The sequence below is a fragment of the Actinomadura sp. RB99 genome (genome assembly GCF_014706005.1).
Classification (GTDB): Bacteria; Actinomycetota; Actinomycetes; order Streptosporangiales; family Streptosporangiaceae; genus Spirillospora.
In genome coordinates, this window is record NZ_JABMCA010000093.1 from 12,216 (window position 1) to 33,030 (window position 20,815).

Genomic DNA, 20,815 nt, shown 5'->3' on the forward strand with positions numbered 1-20,815 from the left:
CTTGACCGGATTCAGGAAATCAGTGAGTCCCACTGGTGACCTCCTCAGAGGCGGATTCGATCGTGGCCGGGCGGGCCGGCTCGTCGCGGGCCCGGCCGTGGTAGTGGGGGGCGTCCATCGGCGGCACCGGGAACCCGCCGGCGAACGGGTCGCCCTGCGGCGCGCCGGGCGCCGGCCGCTCCGCACCCGGGACGATCTCGCCGCCGTCGCCGCCGCGGACCATCTCCCAGACCACCGTGACCACCAGCACCACGGCGATGACCCCGGCGGTGATCCACAGGATCTGCTGGATGTCGTAGCCGTCGTTCTTGAACGCCTTGATGGTCGACACCAGCAGGATCCAGGCCAGCGAGACCGGCATCAGGATCTTCCAGCCGAGCTTCATCAGCTGGTCGTAGCGCACCCGCGGGAGCGAACCGCGCAGCCAGATGAAGAAGAAGATGAACAGCCACAGCTTGACCAGGAACCACAGCACCGGCCACCAGCCGGAGTTGGCCCCCGACCAGACGGTGGAGATCGGCGCGGGCGCCCGCCACCCGCCGAGGAACAGCGTGGTGGCGAGGGCCGACAGCGTCGCGAGGTTGATGTACTCCGCGAGGAAGAACATCGCGAACTTCAGCGACGAGTACTCGGTGTGGAACCCGCCGACCAGCTCGCCCTCGCCCTCGGGGAGGTCGAACGGGATGCGGTTCGACTCGCCCATCATCGTGATCACGTAGACCACGAACGACGGGGCGAGCAGCACCGCGAACCAGATGTGGTCCTGCTTGGCGACGATCTCCGAGGTGGACATCGACCCGGCGAACATGAACACCGCGACGAACGACAGCCCCATCGCGATCTCGTAGGAGATCATCTGCGCGGACGAGCGGAGCCCGCCGAGCAGCGAGTACGGCGACATCGACGACCAGCCCGCCAGCACGATCCCGTAGATGCCCATCGACGACATCGCCAGCACCAGCAGCACCGCGACCGGCAGGTCGGTGCCCTGCAGCGCGGTGTGGTGCCCGAAGATCGACACCGTCGGGCCGAACGGGATGATGATGAACGAGATGAACGCCGGCACCGCCGACATCACCGGCGCGAGGACGAACACGACCTTGTCGACCTGGCGGGGGACGATGTCCTCCTTCAGCGCCAGCTTCACGCCGTCGGCCAAGCCCTGCAGCAGGCCCTGGGGCCCGGCGCGGTTCGGGCCGACGCGCAGCTGCATCCTCCCGATGACCCGCCGCTCGACCCACATCGACAGCAGGACGGTCAGCACCAGGAAGACGAAGATGACCAGCACCTTGCCGCCGATCAGCCACCACGGGTCCTTGCCGAACGTGGCGAGCGTGGGATCGGCGGCGGGCGCCGCAAGCGGACTCATCGGGTACCTCCCGCGTTCTCGGTCGGGCGGGCGAGCACCCCGCTCGCGATCTTGACGACGCCGCCCGCCGCCGCGCCCAAGTCCCGGTGGAGCGCGCAGCCCGCCGAGTTCGTCGGCAGCCACACCACCCGGTCGGGCAGGTCGGCGGTGATCTCCAGCGGGAGCGTCACCTCGCCGCGCGGCCCCGACACCGTGACCGCCGCGGTCGCGCCGATCTCCGCCGCGGTCGCGGGCGACAGCCGGGCCACCGCCGCCTTCGCGGTGCCCGCGAGGAACGGCTCGCCGTCCTGCAGCCGGCCCCGGTCCAGCAGCAGCCGCCAGGTCGCCAGCAGCGCCTCGCCCTGCTCGGGGTGCGGCGGCAGCGCCGGCGCGACGTCCGGCGGCTCCGGCCGCTCGCCGCGGTGGGAGCCGAGCTGCGCCAGCTCCCGCCGCGCCGCCTCCGGGCCCGGGAGCCCGAGGTGGACGTCCATCTCGTCGGCCAGCGACTGCAGGACCCGCAGGTCCGACATCTTCCCGGCGGACTTCAGCACGACGTCGAACGGGCGGCCGCGGCCCTCCCAGTCGACGAACGTGCCGGCCTTCTCGGCGACGGCCGCGACGGGCAGCACCACGTCGGCGCGGTCGGTGACCGCGCTCGGCCGCTGCTCCAGGCTCACCACGAACGGGGTGGCGTCGAGCGCCCGCAGCGCCGCGTCCGGGTCGGGCAGGTCGTAGGGGTCGACGCCGCCGACCAGCAGCGCGCCGAGCCGTCCGGCGGCCGCCGCCGCGATGATCCCGGCGGTGTCCTCGCCGGGCCCGGCGGGCAGGTCCGCGACGCCCCAGGCGCGGGCGACCTCCGCACGCGCCTCCGGGTCGGTGACGGGGCGGCCGATCGGCAGCAGCCCGGGCAGCGCCCCGGCCTCGATCGCGCCGCGCTCCCCGGCCCGGCGCGGCACCCACGCCAGCCGGGCCCCGGTCACCTGCGCCAGCCGGACCGCCGCGGTCAGCGCGCCGGGGCTGGCGGCGAGCCGCTCGCCCAGCATGATGACGGCGCCGGGCGTCTCCAGCAGGGCGCGGACGCCGGCGCGCGACGGGTCGCCGATCAGCGAGCCGAGCGTCTCCGACTCCGAGCCGGGCGCCGTCGCCAGCAGCGTCCCGCCGACCTTCCGCAGGCCGCGCGTCGCGAACGGCGCGATCCCGAACACCTTCAGCCCGTTCTTGCGGAACGCCTTGCGCAGCCGCAGGAACACGATCGGGGACTCCTCCTCCGGCTCGAAGCCGGCGAGGACGACCGCGGGCGCCTTCTCCAGGTCGGCGTAGGACACCTCGATCGGGCGACCCGCGACGGAGGAGGCGAGGAACCGCGTCTCCTCGTCCGACAGCGGCCGGGCGCGGAAGTCGACGTCGTTGGTGCCGAGCGCGATCCGCGCGAACTTGGCGTAGGCGTAGGCGTCCTCAAGGGTGACCCGGCCGCCGGTCAGCACGCCCGCGGAGCCGCGCGCCGCCGACAGCCCGCGGGCCGCGACGGTCAGCGCCTCCGGCCACGACGCCGGCTCCAGCTCGCCGTCGGCGTTGCGGATCAGCGGGTGCGTGAGCCGCTCGGGGCGCGTCCCGTAGGTGAACGCCCAGCGGCCCTTGTCGCAGTTCCACTCCTCGTTGACCTGCGGGTCGTCCCCGGCCAGCCGGCGGGTGATCTTCCCGCGCCGGTGGTCGGTGCGCAGCGCGCAGCCGGACGCGCAGTGCTCGCAGACGCTCGGCTGCGACACCAGGTCGAACGGCCGGGACCGGAACCGGTACGCGGCGCCGGTCAGCGCCCCGACCGGGCAGATCTGCACGGTGTTGCCGGAGAAGTAGGACTGGAACGGCTTGCCCTCGGCGGTGCCGACCTGCTCCTTCGCGCCGCGGTCGAGCAGGTCGATGAACGCGTCGCCGGCGATCTGGTCGGAGAACCGGGTGCAGCGGGCGCACTGGATGCAGCGCTCCCGGTCCAGCAGCACCTGGCTGGACAGCGGGATCGGCTTGGGGAACGTCCGCTTCGTCTCGACGAACCGGGACTCGCCGCGCCCGTTGGACATCGCCTGGTTCTGCAGCGGGCACTCGCCGCCCTTGTCGCAGATCGGGCAGTCCAGCGGGTGGTTGATCAGCAGCAGCTCCATCACGCCGTGCTGCGCCTTGTCGGCGACCGGCGAGGTGAGCTGGGTCTTGACGACCATCCCGGGCATCACCGTGGTGGTGCAGGACGCCTGCGGCTTCGGCATGCCGCGCCCGTTGCCGGCGTCGGGGATCTCCACCAGGCACTGCCGGCAGGCCCCGACCGGGTCCAGCAGCGGATGGTCGCAGAACCGCGGGATCTGGATGCCGAGCAGCTCGGCGGCCCGGATGATCAGCGTGCCCTTCGGCACCTCGATCTCGAAGCCGTCGATGGTGCAGGAGACCATCTCGACCGGCTTCTCCACCGCCGACTTGTCGTCGGTGACGGTCACTTCGCACCTCCCCAGAGGGTGGACTTGGCCGGGTCGAACGGGCAGCCGCCCTGCTCGAAGTGCTGGAGGTACTCGTCCCGGAACAGCTTGATCGACGAGACCACCGGGCTCGTCGCGCCGTCGCCGAGGGCGCAGAACGAGCGGCCGAGGATGTTGTCGGACAGGTCGAGGAGCGTCTCCAGGTCCTCTTCCTTGCCCTGGCCGGCCTCCAGCCGCTTGAGCATCTGCTTGTACCAGTAGGTGCCCTCGCGGCACGGCGTGCACTTGCCGCACGACTCGTGCGCGTAGAACTCCGACCAGCGCAGCACCGCGCGGACGACGCAGGTCGTCTCGTCGAAGATCTGCAGGGCGCGGGTGCCGAGCATCGACCCGGCGGCGCCGACGGACTCGAAGTCCAGCGGCACGTCCAGGTGCTCGTCGGTGAAGATCGGGGTGGACGACCCGCCGGGCGTCCAGAACTTCAGCCGGTGCCCCGCGCGGATCCCGCCCGCCATGTCGAGCAGCTCCCGCAGCGTGATGCCGAGCGGCGCCTCGTACTGCCCGGGCCGGGTGACGTGCCCGGACAGCGAGAAGATCCCGTAGCCCGCGGACTTCTCGGTGCCCATCGAGGTGAACCAGTCGGCGCCGTTCTCCACGATCGAGGGAACCGATGAGATCGACTCGACGTTGTTGATGACGGTGGGGCCGCCGTACAGGCCCGAGACCGCCGGGAAGGGGGGCTTGAGCCTGGGCTGACCGCGGAACCCTTCGAGGGAGTCCAGCAGCGCCGTCTCCTCGCCGCAGATGTAGGCGCCGGCGCCGGTGTGCACGACCACGTCCAGGTCGTAGCCGGAGCCGAGGATGTCCGTGCCGATGTACCCGGCCTCGCGCGCCTCGGCGACCGCCTGCTGCAGCCGGCGGATCACGTGCAGCACCTCGCCGCGCACGTAGATGAACGCCTGGTTCGACTTGATGGCGTACGAGCTGATGATGACGCCCTCCACGAGGACGTGCGGGTTCGCCATCATCAGCGGGATGTCCTTGCAGGTCCCCGGCTCGGACTCGTCGGCGTTGACGACGAGGTAGCGCGGGTTCGGGCTCTCGGCGGGCAGGAACCCCCACTTCATGCCGGTGGGGAACCCGGCGCCGCCGCGGCCGCGCAGGCCGGAGTCCTTGACCATCTGGACGATGTCGTCCGGCGCCATCCCGAGCGCCTTGCGCAGCGCCCGGTAGCCGCCCTCGCGCTCGTAGCCCGCGAGGGTGAACGAGTCGGCCTGGTCCCAGTTCTTCGTGAGGATCGGGGTGAGCGTGGTCACTGGTTCCGCCCCTCCTGGCTGCCCGGCTTCACGTCGCCGCCGATCGGCTCGCCCGGCTCGTTGGGCGGCGGATCGGTGATCTCCCGCGCCTGGACCGGCTCCTCGGGCGCCTCCCGGCCGGTGTCGGCGGACGGCGCCTCCCAGCCGCGCTGCTTGGCCAGCTCCAGGCCGCGCAGCGACTCGGGCCCGGCCTGCACGCCCTCGTGGGCGCGGCCGTCGGGGAACCCGGCGAGCACCCGGGACGCGTCCTTCCAGCTGCACAGCTTGTTCGGGCCGCGCGAAGGAAGCACTTCCTTACCGGCGCGCAGGTCGTCGACCAGCCGCTTGGCCTTCTCGGGAGTCATGTTGTCGAAGAACTCCCAGTTGACCATCATCACCGGCGCGAAGTCGCAGGCCGCGTTGCACTCGATCCGCTCCAGGCTGACCTTGCCGTCCGGGGTGGCCTCGTCGTGCCCGACCCCGGTGTGCTCGGTCAGCTCCTGCCAGATCTGGTCGCCGCCCATCACCGCGCACAGCGTGTTGATGCACACACCCACGTGGAACTCGCCGACCGGCTCGTGCTTGTACTGCGTGTAGAACGTCGACACGCCCGTCACCTGGGCCGGCGTGATGCCGAGCTGCTCGGCGCAGAACTCGATGCCGTCCTGCGAGACGTGCCCCTCCTCCGACTGCACCAGGTGCAGCAGCGGGAGCAGCGCCGACCGCGGCTTCGGATACCGGCCGATGATCTGCTTGGCGTCGCGTTCGAGGCGCTCGCGCACCTCCGGTTCGAACGTCATCGGTCCACTCCCCCCATGACCGGGTCGATGCTGGCCACCGCCGCGATGACGTCGGCGACCATGCCGCCTTCCGCCATCGCGGGCACGGCCTGCAGGTTGACGAAGGACGGCTCGCGGAAGTGCACGCGGTACGGGCGGGTGCCGCCGTCGCTGACCACGTGCGCGCCGAGCTCGCCCCGCGGCGACTCGATGTGCGAGTACGCCTGCCCCGCCGGCACCCGGAAGCCCTCCGTCACCAGCTTGAAGTGGTGGATCAGCGCCTCCATCGAGGTGCCCATGATGTGCGCGATGTGCCGGGGCGAGTTGCCCATCCCGTCCGCGCCGATCGCGAGCTGCGCCGGCCAGCCGATCTTCTTGTCCTCGATCATCACCGGGCCCTTGACCCGCTGCAGCCGCTCCACGCACTGCTCGACGATCTTCAGCGACTCCTCCATCTCCTGCATCCGCACGAGATAGCGGCCGTACACGTCGCAGGTGTCCTGCGTCGCGACCTCGAAGTCGTAGGTCTCGTAGCCGCAGTAGGGCTGCGACTTGCGCAGATCCCACGGCAGACCGGTCGCGCGAAGCATGGGGCCGGTGATGCCCAGCGACATGCACCCGGTAAGGTCGAGATACGCGATGTCCCTGGTCCGGGCCAGATAGACGGGGTTGGCGTCCATCAGCTTCCGCATCGCCTGGATCCGCTTGGGCATCCGGTCGAGATAGTCGCGGATCTTGCTGAGCGCACCGCTCGGCAGGTCCTGGGCAACGCCGCCCGGACGGACGTACGCCATGTTCATCCGCAGACCCGTGATCTCCTCGAAGAGGTCAAGGGTGTACTCGCGCTCGATGAAGCCGTTCAGCATGACGGTCGTCGCGCCCAGTTCGAGGCCGAACGTGGCGATGGCGACCAGATGGGAGGAGATCCGGTTCAGCTCCATCATCATCACGCGGATGATCTGGGCCCGTTCCGGCACCTGGTCGGTGACGTCCAGGAGCTTCTCCACGCCCAGGCAGTACGCCGTCTCGTTGAAGATCGGCGCGAGGTAGTCCATGCGCGTGCAGAACGTGGTGCCCTGCGTCCAGGTGCGGTACTCCATGTTCTTCTCGATGCCGGTGTGCAGGTACCCGATGCCCACCCGGCAGTCGTCGACGGTCTCGCCGTCGAGCGTGAGGATCAGCCGCAGGACGCCGTGCGTGGACGGGTGCTGCGGGCCCATGTTGACCACGAGGCGCTCGTCCCCGAGGTCCTCGGCGCCCGCGACGACCTGGTCCCAGTCCTGGCCGTTGACGTCGAACACGCGGCCCTCGGCCGCCTCCTCGGCGGCGTAGGCGTCGTACTCGGTGTACTTCGTGGAGCTCATACGTACGACCGCCTTTCGTCCGGCGGGGGGATCTCCGCGCCTCGGTACTCGACGGGGATGCCGCCGAGCGGGTAGTCCTTGCGCTGCGGATGGCCGACCCAGTCGTCGGGCATCTCGATGCGGGTGAGGGCCGGATGACCGTCGAAGACGATCCCGAAGAAGTCGTAGGTCTCGCGCTCGTGCCAGTCGCACGTCGGGTACACCGGCACCAGCGACGGGACGTGGGGGTCGGCGTCCGGGCAGGTGACCTCGAGCCGCACGCGCCGGTTGTGGGTGATCGACAGCAGGTGCACGACCGCGTGCAGCTCGGCGCCCTCGTCCTTCGGGTAGTGCACGCCGGAGACGCCGGAGCACAGCTCGAAGCGCAGCGTCGGCTCGTCCCGCATGGTGCGCGCGACGTCCAGGAGCCGCTCGCGCTTGACGAAGAACGTCAGCTCGCCGCGGTGCACGACGACGCGCTCGATCGCGTCGCCGAAGTCGGGGAGCGCGCGCTCCAGCTCGTCGGCGATCTCGTCGAACTCGCCGGCCTCGGCGGCGCCGCCGGGCCCGCCGTAGGGGCGCGGCGCGGTGACCTTCGGGCTCTGCCGGATGACCAGCCGCCCGTATCCGGAGGTGTCGCCGGTCGTCTTGGCGCCGAACATGCCCGTGCGGGCGATCGGCTGCTCGCGGCGCTCCTCCTCGGCCTGCGCGGGCAGCTGGTCGGCGCCCTGCTCGGCCCTCTGCTCAGGGTTCTCGGAAGACATCTAAACCGTTCCTTGTCCCAGCAGCGGCAGCTGGCGGCGCTTGGCCTCTTCCAGCTCGACGATCTGCTTCTTGCGCTGCGGGCCGAGCTTGGTGTTCTGGATCTTGTCGTGCAGCTTGAGGATCGCGTCCAGCAGCATCTCCGGCCGCGGCGGGCAGCCGGGCAGGTAGATGTCCACCGGGACGATGTGGTCGACGCCCTGCACGATCGCGTAGTTGTTGAACATGCCGCCGGACGAGGCGCACACGCCCATCGCGATGACCCACTTGGGCTCGGTCATCTGGTCGTAGATCTGCCGCAGCACCGGGGCCATCTTCTGGCTCACCCGGCCCGCGACGATCATCAGGTCGGCCTGCCGCGGCGTCGCGGAGGCGCGCTCCATCCCCCACCGGGAGAAGTCGTGCCGCGGGTCGCCGGTCGCCATCATCTCGATCGCGCAGCACGCCAGGCCGAACGTCGCCGGCCACACCGAGCTCTTGCGCGCCCAGCCCGCGACCTGCTCGACCGTCGTCAGCAGGAACCCGCTGGGGAGTTTCTCCTCAAGACCCATGTCAGTCCCACTCCAGACCGCCGCGACGCCAGATGTAGGCGTAGGCGACGAGAACGGTGACGATGAAAAGGACCATCTCCACGAGGCCGAACATGCCCATGTGGTCGAAGGCGACGGCCCACGGGTACAGGAAGATGATCTCGATGTCGAAGACGATGAACAGCATCGCCGTCAGGTAGTACTTGACGGGGAACCGCCCGCCGCCGACGGGCTGCGGGGTCGGTTCGATGCCGCATTCGTAGGCGTCCAGCCGCGCGCGGTTCCAGCGCTTCGGGCCGGTGAGCGAGGCCATCGCCACCGAGCCGACGGCGAAGACGGCGGCGAGCGCTCCCAGCACGATGATCGGAACATAGAGATCCATGTCTCTACCGCCCCTCCTCGGTACGTACGACGCTGTACGGGGCGCGGGGTCCGGGGCCGGACCGGCGCGCCTCGGCGGCGTGACCCTTCGCACGCTCGTGAAAATTCTCACGAGCACGGGTCGCCACCCTAGCCAAGGTGATCAATAGCACTCCCCTCAGGGGGTCGGGTAATGCACTGTAGTCCGCTCACCTGCGACTTCGCGGCGAACAGCGATATCTGCGGGAGCATCCGGAACTCGCTCATGCCGCCGGCGCCACCTTCTGCATCGCGTTGATGACCCGGTCCATCGCGTCGCCGCCCTTCGGGTCGGTCAGGTTGGCGAGCAGCTTGAGGGTGAACCGCATGAGGGTGGGGTGCGGCAGGCCGTGCGCGGTCAGGAACTTCATGATCCGCGGGTCGCCGATGGCCTGCACGAACACGCGGGCCAGCGTGAAGTAGCCGCCGTGCTCGTCCTTCAGGATGCGCGGGTACTCGTACAGGGTCCGCTCGCGCTGCGCGGGGGTGCGCCGCGCCAGCGCCTGCACCATGATGTCGGCGGCCAGCCGGCCGGACTCCAGCGCGTAGTCGATGCCCTCGCCGTTGAACGGGTTGATCATGCCGCCGGCGTCGCCGACCAGCAGCATCCCGCGGGTGTAGTGCGGCTGCCGGTTGAAGCCCATCGGCAGCGCCGCGCCGCGGATCTTCGAGGTCGCGTGCTCCTCGTCGAACTGCCAGTCCTCCGGCATCTGCGCGCACCAGCGCCGCATCATGCCCCGGTAGTCGACGTTCTGGAACGCCTTGCTGGTGTTGAGCAGGCCGAGCCCGACGTTGGACGTGCCGTCGCCGACGCCGAACACCCAGCCGTAGCCGGGGAGCAGGCGCTCGCCGTCCCACAGTTCGAGCCACGCCTCCATGTACTCGTCGTCGTGGCGCGGCGTCTGGAAGTAGCGCCGGACGGCGACGCCCATCGGGCGGTCCTCGCGGCGGCGCAGGCCCATCGCCAGCGACAGCCGGGTGGAGTTGCCGTCGGCCGCGACGACCAGCGGCGCGTGGAACTCGACGTCCTCGTCCTCGTACCGGGCAGTGACGCCCTTGATCCGGTCGGTGCGCTCGTCCAGGATCGGGCCGGTCACGGTGCAGCCCTGCAGCAGCCGGGCGCCGGCCTTCGCGGCGTGCTCGGCGAGCAGCTGGTCGAGGTCGGTGCGCTTGCGGACCAGGCCGAAGTCGGGGAAGCTCGCGAGCTCCGGCCAGGGCAGCTCCACCTTCACGCCACCGCCGTAGATGCGCAGCCCCTTGTTGCGCCCCCAGCCGGGGTCGTTGATGTCGACGCCCATCCCGATGAGCGCGCGGACCGCGCGCGGGGTGAGGCCGTCGCCGCAGATCTTGTCGCGCGGGAAGGTGGCCTTCTCCAGCAGGAGCACGTCCAGCCCGGCCTGCGCGAGCCAGTAGGCGGTCGACGATCCGGCGGGGCCTGCCCCGACGACGATCACGTCCGCGTGTCGGGTGGAGTCGGTCACGGCGTTCCTCTTTAGCTCGTTCGCTTGTGAAGTACTTCACAAGGATCCGGTGGGGAGTCTATTCCTTTATCACGACCGGTGGGTACTTCTGGGCCGGTTCAGTTTTGGACCGGTCCCGTACCCGCCGGGCGGGCGATCAGCCGGGGTTGATCGCATGGTGCATCGCCGCCACCCCGAAGGTGAGATCGCGCCAGCGCACCTTCGTCCAGCCCGCGTCCTGGACGAGCCGGGCCAGCGCCGCCTGGTCGGGCCAGGCGAGCGTCGACTCGGCGAGGTAGCGGTAGGAGTCGGGGTTGGAGCTGACCCGCGCCAGCAGCGGCAGACCGTACTTCAGGTGCGCCTTGTGGCCGAGCGCGAGCAGCGGGTTCGGCGGATGGCTGACCTCGCAGATCAGCAGCCGGCCGCCGGGCTTGGCCACCCGCCGCAGCTCGCGCAGCGCCCGCCCGGTGTCGGCGACGTTGCGCAGCCCGAAGGAGATCGTCACCGCGTCGAAGGAGCCGTCCGCGAACGGCAGCCGCAGCGCGTCGCCGGCCGCGAAGCGCAGCCGCGGCACGCCCGCCTGCCGGCGCACCCCCACCCGGAGCATGCCGAGGGAGAAGTCGCACGCCACGGTCTGGGCGCCGGCCTCGGCGAACGGCACCGAGGACGTCCCGGTCCCGGCCGCGAGGTCGAGGATCCGCTCGCCCGGCCGCGCGTCCAGCGCCCGGACGGCCGCCCGCCGCCAGCGCCGGTCCTGCCCGCCCGTCATCAGCGTGTTCAGCAGGTCGTACCGCTCTGCGGTGCCGTCGAACATCGCCGCCACGTCGGCGGGCTTCTTATCCAAGGAGGCGCGGGTCATGGGGCCAGCCTATTGCCGCCCCGCGCGCGCCATCGAGGCGCCCGTGCGGTACCGGGCTACGCGTCCTCGCGGGTCTTCGCGCGCTGCAACCGGTCGCGCTGGGCGCTCAGGCCGGAGGTCACCGCGGCCGACATCCGGTCGCGCTGGCCGGACAGCAGGACGAAGCTGACGATGCCGCTGGTCAGCAGCGCCAGCAGCAGGAGCAGGAACCCGCGGGCCCCGAACAGCGCGAGCACGCCGGCCGTGGCCGCGAAGATCGCCAGCCGGCCGGCGGTGTAGAGCAGTACGGAACGCATGACCCTTCGAGATTACCCCCGGCTGTGTTGTGCCAGGGGAGCGACCCCCTGGAACCCCCGCCACGGTCGGCAGGCAGGCCCGCTGCGCTCGCTGCGCTCGCTCCGCGTGCCCGCCCGTGGCGATCTTCCTCGCGGGTTACTTGAGGACGTCCAGGAAGAGGGCGGGGTCGACGTTGCCGCCGGAGAGGACGGAGACGTAGGTGGTGCCGGCGGGGAGTTCGGCGCGATGGTAGAGGAAGGCGGCCGTGGCGACGGCGCCGGCGGGCTCGGCGATGAGGCGGGCCTCGCGGGCGAGGCGGCGCATGGTGCGGCGGATCTCGTCCTCGGTGACGGCGATCATGCCGTCGACGTGCTCGCGCATGTGCGCGAACGGCAGGGCGCCGACGCGCTGGACGCGGAGGGCGTCGGCGATGGTGCGGCCGGTCTTCTCGGCGTCCCAGGCGACGGGCCGCCCCTCGCGCATCGAGTCGCGCGCGTCGGCGGCCAGCTCGGGCTCGACGCCGATCACCTTCGCCTCGGGGCGCAGCGCCTTCACGGCGGCGGACACGCCGGCGATCAGGCCGCCGCCGCTGACCGGGACGAGCACGACGTCGACGTCCGGGCGGTCGCGGACGATCTCCAGCCCGACGGTGCCCTGGCCGGCGATGACGCGGGCGTCGTCGTAGGGCGGGACGAGGGTGAAGCCGTGCGCGGCGGCGAGCTTGGCCGCGGTCTCCTCGCGGGCCTCGGCGGTCGGCTCGACGTAGACGATCTCGGCGCCGAGCGCGATGCAGGCGTCCACCTTCACGCCGGGGGTGGTGTGCGGCATGACCAGCACGGCGGGGATGCCGAGCGCGCGGGCGGTGTAGGCGACGGCCTGGGCGTGGTTGCCGCTGGAGTGGGTGACGACGCCGCGCTCGCGCTCCTCCTCGGACAGCCCCGAGATGGTGCTGTACGCGCCGCGCAGCTTGAATGCTCCGATCGGCTGCAGGGACTCCGCCTTCACCAGCAGTTCCGTCCCGTCGCCCGGCCCGGGGAACGGGACCAGCGGCGTGCGCACGGTGACGCCGGCGAGGCGTTCGGCGGCGCGCTCGATCTCCGGCAGCGAGACAAGATCGGACATGGTCACGAGGGTATGGGGTGGCGGCCACCGCCGCACACGCCGGTCAACGCGCGCACGGGCGGCGCGGTGCCGGCGCTTTCGCCGGCGCGTTCGCCCGGCGCCGGCACCGAGCGGCCATCGGCCTGTCAAGGGCCCGTTTCCAGCGTGACACGGCAGGTCAAGTGTGGTGTGCGAGGCCGCGGAGGCCCAGGTGGCGGGCACCGACCGTCATCGCCGCTGCTCGGCGAATTACGCAGCGTGATGTTTTCCGAAAACAAGGGAGAAATCGGTCTTGACCCGCCACACTGTTAAACAGTCCACCCGCGCCGAGAGCGGGACAAAGGGGGAGAGAAAACGTGGAGAGCACGAGCGAGCGCCTGCTGACCCCAGGGGAAGTCGCCGCCCTCTTCCGGGTCGATCCGAAAACGGTCACCCGGTGGGCCGCGGCCGGCCGGATCAGCAGCATCCGCACTCCCGGCGGCCACCGCCGCTTCCGGGAGTCCGAGGTCCACGCGCTGCTGCGCGGGGAAGAGCCGGTCGCCGAGCACTCGGTTCACTGACCCCGGCGGAACAGGCCGGGGGCGCGCGGGTCGTCCCACCCCGAGAAGGACCGGACCCGACGACGCCGGCCAGGGGACGCGGAGGGCCGTCCCCCCTCGGAAGGCACTGACCCCGGCGACACCGGCCGGGACGCACGGGGGTGCGCCCCCGCCTCGGAACCGCCCGGACCGCCGCCCTCCTGCGGCCGGTCCACCAGCCCGGGCGGCCGGGGCAGCGCGATGATCCGGCACGGCTACTCCTCCGCCTCGCCGTCCCGCCACTCCTCGAACCTGCGCGCCAGCTCGGCGTCCTCGTCCCGCCACCGGCGGCGCCTGTCCTCCAGCTCCTCCTCGGTCAGCGACTGGCCGAGGAGCCGGTCGTAGTCGGGATCGCCGGGCCCGATCTCCACGTAGGCGTCGGCGATGATCCGCCCGCCCCGCTCCCGCTCCGCCCCGTCGTGACCCGCGCCCGCCGCGTCGTCGCCCGGGTCGGCGAGGACGCTGTGGGGCACCCGGAGCGTGCCGTCGGGGAGCCGGATCACGTACATCGTCGATCACCTTCGGAGTCCATCGCCTTCGCCGGCATCACGGGGTCCTAGATGCCGTATCTGCGGTTGAAGAAGAGCATGACTTCCAGTGCCGTCCTGATGTTGCCGGCGAGCATATCGACCAGCGCGGGCCGCTGCCGGGACGAGATCGCGGCGAACGCGTCGGCGAAGAACTCGCGCCGTCCGAGCGCGTCGGGCTGCCGGTGGAAGTCGCTGGCCAGGTGCGGGCGGCACAGCTCGTACAGCTCCCGGAAGGCGGGGCTGTCGGAGGTCCAGCCGCCGGACTCGCCGTCGATGTCGTCGAGCGCGTGCCCGACCTCGTGCAGCATCACGTCCGGGGTCGGCGACGGCCGGTCCCCCACGATGATCTTGCGGTCGCCGTAGGCGCCGGCGCAGATGTCCCAGGTGGCGCGGCCGGACGGCAGCGGGCGGTCGCGCAGGTGGCCCATGTCGTCGAGCTGCGGGACGCCGCCGGGCCCGACGTAGATGCCGTCGAGGCCGCCCGCGAGCTTCTCCTTGAGCGGCTCCGGCAGCGACGCGAGGCTGTCGACGGCCCGGATCACCTCCGGCGGCGGCGGGCCCTGCCGCGCGTCCCACTGCCGGTGCAGGACGCTCTCCAGCACGCCGCAGTGCCGCCGGCCGTCGGCCGCGTGCGGCATGCCCGGCGGGTACGGCTCGACGCGCAGCGCGTCGTCGAGCTCGAAGTCGCTCCACGCGTAGTCGCCGGGGCGGGGGCGGCCCGCGCCGCGCCGCCCGTACCGCCCCTTCTGCGCCTCGGCGGCCTCCGGGCGGTCGGCACCGGGGGCGAGCGCGAAGTCGTCGTCGCGGCCGGCCTTGCGGAACCGGCCGAACCGGTCGCGGGGCTGGTTGCTGCGCGGCCGGAGATGCCCGGGCTCCGGGCGCCGCTCCGCGTCCGGCGGCGACGGCGCGTAGCCCGTGTCGTCCCCGCGGACCGCGCCGTCCCCGCGGGCCGCGGAGCCCCGGGGCGCCTCCCGATTCCTGAGCTCCCGGGGCTTTCGGTGGATGCCTTTGAAGCGCATCGGGCTCCTCTGTCAGCGGGGCCCGCGGAGTCGCCGAGCGAGAGGGCCCCCGAGGCAGGGTAAGCCGCAACCCGACACGGCGTCATCCCCGCGAGTCACCACGGAACGGGCGGGCGCGGATGTGCGAGGACCGCGGCACCCGCCGGAACGGTGGCCGCGGTCCTCGATGACCTGCTCGTGACGTGCTCGGGGAGCGCGCTCAGGCGTAGGAGTGCATGCCCGAGAACATGTAGTTGACGCCGAAGAAGTTGAACAGCAGGCAGCCGAAGCCGATCAGCGACAGGATCGCCGCCTTGCGGCCCTTCCACCCGGCCGTCGCGCGCGCGTGCAGGTAGGCGGCGTAGACGATCCAGGTGACGAACGACCAGACCTCCTTGGGGTCCCAGCCCCAGTACCGGCCCCACGCCTCGTCGGCCCAGATGGCGCCCATGATGATGGCGGCCGTCCAGATCGGGAAGGCGAACGTCGTCACCCGCATCGACAGCCGGTCGAGGTCCTCGGCGGACGGGATGCGCGACAGCATCCCGCCGCCCACCCCGGCCTCGCTCGCCTCCGCGCGGGACTTCAGCAGGTACAGGATGGTCGCGGCACCCGCCACCGTGAACGAGCCCGTCGCGATGATCGCGGCGGTGACGTGGATCGCGATCCAGTACGAGTTCAGCGCCGGGCTGACCGGGCCGGCCGAGTCGTACAGCCAGATGTTGTCGACGCCGAGCGCGATCACCACGGCGGCCATCACGAACGCGCCGAGGAACCGCGCCTTGTAGCGCAGCGCCACGATCATGAACGCGGTCACGGCGGCGAACGACAGGGCCGTCATGAACTCGTACATGTTGCCCCACGGCCAGCGGTGCACCGCCAGCCCGCGGGTCACCAGGATGCCGAGGTGCGCCACCCAGCCGAGCACGTTCAGCAGGACCGCCAGCCGCGCCCATTCGACCCGCTGGCGCTCCGGCTCCGCGTCCCCGTCCGCGGCGGCCGCCGCGCCGGCCGGCTCGGCGTCCTCGACGGTCTCGGCGCCCGCGGCGCCGACGAGCACCTTCGCCTCGGCCCGCTCCTCGGCCACCGCCGCGGAGCGGCGGCCGAAGCCGAGATCGGCCGCGTAGGCGACCAGCGCGACGATGTACATCACCACGGTGGTCAGCATGAGCTTGTCGCTCAGGTTCGCGAGGTCGGCGTTGCTCACCTCGTCACTCCTTCGGTTCGGTTGCCGACCCGGAACCCCGATCGGCGCCGGGTTCCGCTTCGGACCCGTTCTGTTCTGGCGCGGCCTCGTCCTTGACGGGCTCGTCCTGCACGGCCTTGTCCTGGACGCCCTCGTCCTGGACGGACCCGGCCTTCTCGGCTTCCGGTTCGGTGCCCGGGTCGGTGTCCGGTTCGGCGCCGGGGCCGCGCAGGGCGGTCACGATGTCGTCGAACTCCGAGGTCGGGTTGCCGAGCGTGAGGCCGCCGACCTCCACCACCGTACGCCCGCCCTCTCCGGCGCTCGCACGGACCCACACCCTGCGGCGCCGGACGAGGAACGAGGTCGCCACGCCCAGCACCGCGAGCACCGCCGCGATCAGCGCGGGGATGCGCCCGGGGTCGTGGTTGACCGACAGCGTCGCGTACTCCGCCATCCCGTCGAAGGTGATCGAGCCCGCGTTGCCGGGGAGCTTGAAGGTCTCGCCCGGCTCCAGCAGCTTCTCCCCGCCCTTGATGGGCTGGAGCGTCTTGCCGATGCCCTCCAGCTTGTACACCGACTGCGGGGTGCCGGAGTCCAGTCCGAGGTCGCCCTTGAACGACGACAGGGTGATGACGGGCCGCAGCGCGCCGGGGAACGCCGACACGATCTGCTTGCCGTCCTCGCTGGCGACCGCGGTCGGCCACAGGATCGCGTAGAACGCGAGCTGCTCGGGCTCGGCGTCCGGGACCTTGATGACGCCCTCGGACGTCAGGTTGCGCGGCTCCATCGCCAGGAACGGGACGGCGTCCTGGAAGGCGACGTTCCCCTTGGCGTCCTTCACGGTGAACTTCGGCGCGTAGCCGTGGCCGAGCAGGTACACCTTCGTGCCGCCGACCTTCAGCGGATGGTTGAGCCGCAGGTCGTACTTCTTGTCCTTGCCGGACGGCTTGTCCCGGTAGTGGATCCAGGCGTCGAACGCCGTGGCCTGCCCGCGCTTGTCGCCCGACACCTCGTACTTGGCCCTGAAGTCGTCCAGGCTGACGGTGAACGGGGAGAGGTCGCCGTCCTTGAACAGCCGGCCGGGGGTGAACTCGTCGTACTGGCCGAGCGAGTTCGCGAACGTCTTGCCCTCGGTGATCAGCACGCTGCCCCGGTAGCCGAACATGTTGCCCGCGCCGAGCGCGAACAGCAGCCCGAGCAGCGCCAGGTGGAAGACCAGGTTGCCGGTCTCCCCCAGGTAGCCCTTCTCCGCGGCGGCCGCGCCGCCCGACACGTCCACCCGGAACCTGCGGCCGCGCAGCACCTTGCGCGCCTCGGCGAGGACGTCCTCGGGCGCGTCGTCCGTCTCGTACGACACCGACTGCGGCAGCCGGTCGAGGTTGCGCGGCGCCGCGGGCGGGCGGGCGCGCATCGACTGGTAGTGCTTGACGGCGCGCGGGACGACGCAGCCCGCCAGCGACACGAACAGCAGGATGTAGATCGCCGCGAACCAGGGCGCGGCGAACACGTCGAACAGCGAGAGCTTGTCGAAGAACGGGCCGAGCGTCTTGTGGTCGGACAGGTACGCCGCGACCTTCTCCGGCGCCTGCCCGCGCTGCGGCAGCGCCGACCCCGGCACCGCGCCCAGCGCCACCAGGAACAGCAGGATCAGCGCCGTGCGCATCGTGGTGAGCTGCCGCCAGCCCCAGCGCAGCCAGCCCAGCGGGCCGATGCCCCTGGGCCGCGGCACCTCCTCGGGCGCCTGCCGCGCGGCGGGCGCCTCCGTGCCGGTCTCGATGTCCTTGATGTCGCTCATATCAATGCCTCTGCCGATCCGTCGGCCTCACAGAACCGGCTCGAAGCCGCTGATCCACGACTTCAGTTCGATGTTCAGTTCCCCCCACAGGCCGCTCACCAGCAGCACCCCGATGAGGACGAGCATCCCCCCGCCGATCCGCATGACGAGGGGGTAGTGCCGCTTCACCGCGCCGAACGCGCCGAGCGCGCGGCGGTAGGCGATCGCCGTCACCACGAACGGCACGCCCAGCCCGGCGCAGTACGCCAGCGACAGCAGCGCGCCGCGGGTGGCGCTCGCCTCGCTGATCGCCAGCGACTGCACGGCGCCGAGCGTCGGCCCGATGCACGGCGTCCAGCCGAGCGCGAACAGGGCGCCGAGCAGCGGCGCCCCGGCGAGGCCCGCCGACGGGAGCCGGCCCGACTTCATCGTCCGCTGCAGCCCCGGGATCAGGCCCATGAACGCCAGCCCGAAGACGATCGTGACGATGCCGAGCACGCGGGTGATCTGGTCCTGGTACTCCAGCAGCCAGCGGCCGAGGCCGCCGAACGCCACCCCGTAGCTGACGAACACCACGCTGAAGCCCGCGACGAACAGCAGCACGCCGGACAGCAGCCGGCCGCGCCGCTGCTCGGCGAGGTCCGCGCCGGTCATCCCCGTCACGTACGACAGGTAGCCGGGGACGAGCGGCAGCACGCACGGCGACAGGAACGAGACGAGCCCGGCGAGCGCCGCCAATGGCGCCGCCGCCACCAGCGACCCGCTCGTCACCGTCTCGTCAACGTTCACCGCGCCGCGCTCATTTTTCCGCGAGCACCTTCGCGACCAGCGGGTTCAGCTTGGAGTAGGTGGTGGCGCCGATGATGCGCGCCGCGATCCTCCCCTGCCGGTCCAGGACGAGGGTGCTGGGGACGGCGCTCGGCGGCACCTCGCGGAACGCGAGCGTGACCTGGCCGTCCCCGTCGAACACGCTGGGGTAGCCGACCTTGAACTTGCGCTCGAACGCCTTGGCGTTGTCCTTGGCGTCCTTGAAGTTGACGCCGAGGAACTCCACGCCCTTCGCCTTGTTCTCGGTGTAGATCTGCTGTAGCGACGGCGCCTCGCCGCGGCAGGGCGCGCACCACGACGCCCAGAAGTTGACGACGGCGACCTTGCCCTTGAGGGAGTCGAGCCGGAACGCCTGCCCGTCGAGCGTCTGCCCGGTGACCTCTTGGAGGCTCTTACGCTGGCCGGGCTGGTACTGGGTGACGTTGCCGTCGCCCGCGATGAACCGGTTGTCGTTCCCGTCCGGGCCGCTCTTGGCCGAACCGGTTCCCGCGCAGCCGGCCAGCAGCCCGCAGAGCGCGACGGCACCGGCCGCCGCGCGCGCATGGGAGATTCGGGGGCTCAACGGACCCTCCTACTACTACAGGACGTAGTACACAACTTAGCGGTGCGGTCAGGCACCCGCGACACTGGGGCCCTTCGCGATCCCCTCGGCGGGCTCGTGGTAGCCGACGTCCACGAGCCTGCTGCCCTCGAACGTGAGGCTGGTCACGCTGGCCAGCGCGCACTCGCGCCGGTTCGGGTGGTGCCAGAGGCGGCGGTGCTCGGCGTGCAGCCGCAGGATCCAGATCGGCAGCTGGTGGCTGACGCACACCGCCTCGTGGCCGCGCGCCGCCTCCCGCGCCCGGATCACGGCCGCGCGCATCCGCGCCGCGAGCTCCTTGTACGGTTCACCCCACGACGGGCGGAACGGGTTCACCAGGTGGCGCCAGTGCTCGGGGCGGCGCAGCGAGCCCGGCCCCACCCCGAAGGTCAGCCCCTCGAAGTGGTTCTCCGCCTCGATCAGCCGATCGTCCACCGTCACGGGCAGGTCGAACGAGTCGGCCAGCGGCGCGGCGGTCTCCAGCGCCCGCTGCATCGGCGAGGAGAACAGCGCGGTGACGTCCCGGTCGGCGAACCACTTGGCGGCGGCCTTGGCCATGAGGACGCCGTCCTCGCTGAGCCGGTAGCCGGGCAGGCGGCCGTACAGGACGCCTTCGGGATTGTGCACCTCACCGTGCCGCAGCAGGTGAACGATCGTCGTGTCACTCATCGCTCGTTAGGCTACCTAGACGAACCACCTACCTCGGCCCCGCCCCGTCGCCCCGCCCTCCGCGCGGGCGATCCGCTCCGAAGCGCCGGCGCCGCCGCGCCGGTGCCGCGCCAGTGGCGCTTCAGTACCGGGCCGCCGACCGGACGTACGCGGCGATGCGCGCGGCGACCCGGTCCAGGTCGGCCTTGGTGATCTTCGTGTCCTGGGCGGCCTGGACGAACCAGTAGGTGAAGGCGGCGTCGCACATGTCGGCGCGCGACGCCGGCGCCAGGCAGCCGACCGGGTTCGGCAACCCGTTGGAACCCATGGTGGCCATGGTCACCGACACGTAGGGCGACGGCGGCGACTGCCCGTTCGGGAGCTCGACCCCCAGCATCAGCCGCAGCGCGGGCACCCCGGTCGGGACGTCCTGCCGCGCCCGCACGTCCGACGTGCAGTCGCCCAGGTCCCGCTTCGCCTTCGCGCCCTCCGGGGAGTTCGGGAAGTACATGCAGACCTGCGAGGCGATGTTGCCGACGGATCCCTGCCAGTTCTGCGAGATCTGGAGCGTGCCGGCGTCGCCGATCGTGTTGTAGCCGGCGTTCGCGCCGAGGGATCCCGAGCAGGAGGCCGAGGCGGGCCCGATCAGGTACCCGCCCTGGTCGACGCGGTAGACGGCGGCGTCCTTCGGCAGCTTCACCTGCTCGGGGAGGCGGACCTGCGCGGGGCCGGGCGACGGCGTCGTCCTCCGGCCGCCGGCGTCGGTGGTGGGGCAGCCGCGGACGGCCGCGACGGCCGCGACGGGCCGGGTCCTCGTGGGGCGCGGCGCCGGGTCGTCGCCGCCGAACTGCTGGACCGCGATGGCGCCGGCGCCGACGACCACGGCCGTCCCGGCGGCGGCCGTCGCGATGCCGCCCGCGCTGCCGAAGAACGCCTTGATCGCGCTCGCCACGCCGATCTTGCCGGCGGCGTGGCCGGCGGCGGCCTGCCACTCCTTGGTCACCTCGCGCAGCTCGATCATTTCGGCACCCCCACGACGGTGCCCTCGGCGACGCCCGCGCCGGACACCTCGACCCGCC

21 protein-coding genes are annotated in these 20,815 nt (G+C 71.7%); 1 reads left to right on the forward strand and 20 read right to left on the reverse strand.

The features are described 5' to 3' along the window. Positions 1-19: 19 nt before the first annotated feature. The 12 genes from nuoH to amrb99_RS44180 all read right to left on the reverse strand — a co-directional run bounded on the left by nuoH (position 20) and on the right by amrb99_RS44180 (position 12,635). Entirely contained in the window at positions 20-1,369 is a 1,350-nt protein-coding gene (gene nuoH, locus amrb99_RS44125) for an NADH-quinone oxidoreductase subunit NuoH (protein WP_190867948.1), read from the reverse strand. Further along, entirely contained in the window at positions 1,366-3,831 is a 2,466-nt protein-coding gene (locus tag amrb99_RS44130) for an NADH-quinone oxidoreductase subunit G (RefSeq protein ID WP_190867950.1), read from the reverse strand. The genes nuoH and amrb99_RS44130 overlap by 4 nt, the downstream gene beginning before the upstream one ends. Beyond that, entirely contained in the window at positions 3,828-5,126 is a 1,299-nt protein-coding gene (nuoF, locus tag amrb99_RS44135; protein WP_190867952.1) for an NADH-quinone oxidoreductase subunit NuoF, read from the reverse strand. Before nuoF ends, amrb99_RS44130 begins: the two co-directional genes overlap by 4 nt. Then, positions 5,123-5,905: an NADH-quinone oxidoreductase subunit NuoE gene (gene nuoE, locus amrb99_RS44140; protein ID WP_190867954.1), complete on the reverse strand. Its 783-nt coding sequence runs from the start codon at positions 5,903-5,905 to the stop codon at positions 5,123-5,125. The genes nuoF and nuoE overlap by 4 nt, the downstream gene beginning before the upstream one ends. Beyond that, entirely contained in the window at positions 5,902-7,248 is a 1,347-nt protein-coding gene (locus amrb99_RS44145) for an NADH-quinone oxidoreductase subunit D (protein WP_194737719.1), read from the reverse strand. Before amrb99_RS44145 ends, nuoE begins: the two co-directional genes overlap by 4 nt. Continuing rightward, positions 7,245-7,991, reverse strand: coding sequence for an NADH-quinone oxidoreductase subunit C (locus tag amrb99_RS44150; protein WP_190867956.1), 747 nt, complete (start codon positions 7,989-7,991; stop codon positions 7,245-7,247). Before amrb99_RS44150 ends, amrb99_RS44145 begins: the two co-directional genes overlap by 4 nt. Then, positions 7,992-8,540, reverse strand: coding sequence for an NADH-quinone oxidoreductase subunit B (locus tag amrb99_RS44155; protein WP_151543251.1), 549 nt, complete (start codon positions 8,538-8,540; stop codon positions 7,992-7,994). Between the two features lies 1 nt (position 8,541). Continuing rightward, on the reverse strand, positions 8,542-8,901 hold the full coding sequence (locus amrb99_RS44160) for an NADH-quinone oxidoreductase subunit A (RefSeq protein WP_173096814.1): 360 nt from the start codon (positions 8,899-8,901) through the stop codon (positions 8,542-8,544). Positions 8,902-9,142: 241 nt separating this feature from the next. After that, positions 9,143-10,399 carry a geranylgeranyl reductase family protein gene (locus tag amrb99_RS44165; RefSeq protein ID WP_190867958.1) on the reverse strand — a complete coding sequence of 419 codons (1,257 nt, stop codon included), beginning with the start codon at positions 10,397-10,399 and terminating at the stop codon, positions 9,143-9,145. A gap of 136 nt (positions 10,400-10,535) precedes the next feature. Further along, positions 10,536-11,237, reverse strand: a complete 702-nt coding sequence (locus amrb99_RS44170; protein ID WP_190867960.1) for a demethylmenaquinone methyltransferase — start codon at positions 11,235-11,237, stop codon at positions 10,536-10,538. A 56-nt stretch (positions 11,238-11,293) separates the two neighbouring features. After that, on the reverse strand, positions 11,294-11,533 hold the full coding sequence (locus amrb99_RS44175; protein WP_190867962.1) for a DUF4229 domain-containing protein: 240 nt from the start codon (positions 11,531-11,533) through the stop codon (positions 11,294-11,296). 136 nt (positions 11,534-11,669) lie between these two features. Beyond that, positions 11,670-12,635, reverse strand: coding sequence for a threonine/serine dehydratase (locus tag amrb99_RS44180; RefSeq protein ID WP_190867964.1), 966 nt, complete (start codon positions 12,633-12,635; stop codon positions 11,670-11,672). A gap of 335 nt (positions 12,636-12,970) precedes the next feature. Here amrb99_RS44180 and amrb99_RS44185 point away from each other — a divergent pair, with 335 nt between their 5' ends. Further along, the gene (locus amrb99_RS44185; protein ID WP_151543245.1) at positions 12,971-13,174 is read left to right on the forward strand and encodes a BldC family transcriptional regulator; all 204 of its coding nucleotides are present in this window, start codon (positions 12,971-12,973) and stop codon (positions 13,172-13,174) included. A gap of 233 nt (positions 13,175-13,407) precedes the next feature. Here amrb99_RS44185 and amrb99_RS44190 read toward each other — a convergent pair whose 3' ends face one another. The 8 genes from amrb99_RS44190 to amrb99_RS44225 all read right to left on the reverse strand — a co-directional run bounded on the left by amrb99_RS44190 (position 13,408) and on the right by amrb99_RS44225 (position 20,757). Further along, a complete protein-coding gene (locus amrb99_RS44190; protein WP_190867966.1) occupies positions 13,408-13,701 on the reverse strand; it encodes a hypothetical protein in 294 nt (97 codons plus the stop codon). 47 nt (positions 13,702-13,748) lie between these two features. Continuing rightward, on the reverse strand, positions 13,749-14,741 hold the full coding sequence (locus amrb99_RS44195; RefSeq protein ID WP_190867968.1) for a hypothetical protein: 993 nt from the start codon (positions 14,739-14,741) through the stop codon (positions 13,749-13,751). A 199-nt stretch (positions 14,742-14,940) separates the two neighbouring features. Continuing rightward, entirely contained in the window at positions 14,941-15,927 is a 987-nt protein-coding gene (gene ccsB / locus amrb99_RS44200; RefSeq protein ID WP_190867970.1) for a c-type cytochrome biogenesis protein CcsB, read from the reverse strand. A gap of 4 nt (positions 15,928-15,931) precedes the next feature. Continuing rightward, positions 15,932-17,701 carry a cytochrome c biogenesis protein ResB gene (locus amrb99_RS44205; protein WP_190867972.1) on the reverse strand — a complete coding sequence of 590 codons (1,770 nt, stop codon included), beginning with the start codon at positions 17,699-17,701 and terminating at the stop codon, positions 15,932-15,934. 27 nt (positions 17,702-17,728) lie between these two features. Beyond that, positions 17,729-18,469, reverse strand: a complete 741-nt coding sequence (locus tag amrb99_RS44210) for a cytochrome c biogenesis protein CcdA (protein ID WP_190867974.1) — start codon at positions 18,467-18,469, stop codon at positions 17,729-17,731. 10 nt (positions 18,470-18,479) lie between these two features. Further along, complete coding sequence (locus amrb99_RS44215) at positions 18,480-19,070, reverse strand: TlpA disulfide reductase family protein (RefSeq protein WP_190867976.1); 591 nt, start codon at positions 19,068-19,070, stop codon at positions 18,480-18,482. A 48-nt stretch (positions 19,071-19,118) separates the two neighbouring features. Next, a complete protein-coding gene (locus amrb99_RS44220) occupies positions 19,119-19,757 on the reverse strand; it encodes a histidine phosphatase family protein (RefSeq protein ID WP_190867977.1) in 639 nt (212 codons plus the stop codon). A 121-nt stretch (positions 19,758-19,878) separates the two neighbouring features. Continuing rightward, a complete protein-coding gene (locus tag amrb99_RS44225; RefSeq protein WP_190867980.1) occupies positions 19,879-20,757 on the reverse strand; it encodes a hypothetical protein in 879 nt (292 codons plus the stop codon). Positions 20,758-20,815: the final 58 nt, after the last annotated feature.

Excerpts from the sequence above, each read along its gene's own strand:
- nuoE (WP_190867954.1), bottom strand. The coding sequence starts at position 5,905 with ATGACGTTCGAACCGGAGGTGCGCGAGCGCCTCGAACGCGACGCCAAG.
- amrb99_RS44160 (WP_173096814.1), bottom strand. The coding sequence starts at position 8,901 with ATGGATCTCTATGTTCCGATCATCGTGCTGGGAGCGCTCGCCGCCGTC.
- amrb99_RS44170 (WP_190867960.1), bottom strand. The coding sequence starts at position 11,237 with ATGACCCGCGCCTCCTTGGATAAGAAGCCCGCCGACGTGGCGGCGATG.
- amrb99_RS44220 (WP_190867977.1), bottom strand. The coding sequence starts at position 19,757 with ATGAGTGACACGACGATCGTTCACCTGCTGCGGCACGGTGAGGTGCAC.
- amrb99_RS44145 (WP_194737719.1), bottom strand. The coding sequence starts at position 7,248 with ATGAGCTCCACGAAGTACACCGAGTACGACGCCTACGCCGCCGAGGAG.
- amrb99_RS44155 (WP_151543251.1), bottom strand. The coding sequence starts at position 8,540 with ATGGGTCTTGAGGAGAAACTCCCCAGCGGGTTCCTGCTGACGACGGTC.
- nuoH (WP_190867948.1), bottom strand. The coding sequence starts at position 1,369 with ATGAGTCCGCTTGCGGCGCCCGCCGCCGATCCCACGCTCGCCACGTTC.
- amrb99_RS44175 (WP_190867962.1), bottom strand. The coding sequence starts at position 11,533 with ATGCGTTCCGTACTGCTCTACACCGCCGGCCGGCTGGCGATCTTCGCG.
- amrb99_RS44225 (WP_190867980.1), bottom strand. The coding sequence starts at position 20,757 with ATGATCGAGCTGCGCGAGGTGACCAAGGAGTGGCAGGCCGCCGCCGGC.
- amrb99_RS44195 (WP_190867968.1), bottom strand. The coding sequence starts at position 14,741 with ATGCGCTTCAAAGGCATCCACCGAAAGCCCCGGGAGCTCAGGAATCGG.
- amrb99_RS44150 (WP_190867956.1), bottom strand. The coding sequence starts at position 7,991 with ATGTCTTCCGAGAACCCTGAGCAGAGGGCCGAGCAGGGCGCCGACCAG.
- amrb99_RS44180 (WP_190867964.1), bottom strand. The coding sequence starts at position 12,635 with ATGTCCGATCTTGTCTCGCTGCCGGAGATCGAGCGCGCCGCCGAACGC.
- amrb99_RS44205 (WP_190867972.1), bottom strand. The coding sequence starts at position 17,701 with ATGAGCGACATCAAGGACATCGAGACCGGCACGGAGGCGCCCGCCGCG.
- amrb99_RS44190 (WP_190867966.1), bottom strand. The coding sequence starts at position 13,701 with ATGTACGTGATCCGGCTCCCCGACGGCACGCTCCGGGTGCCCCACAGC.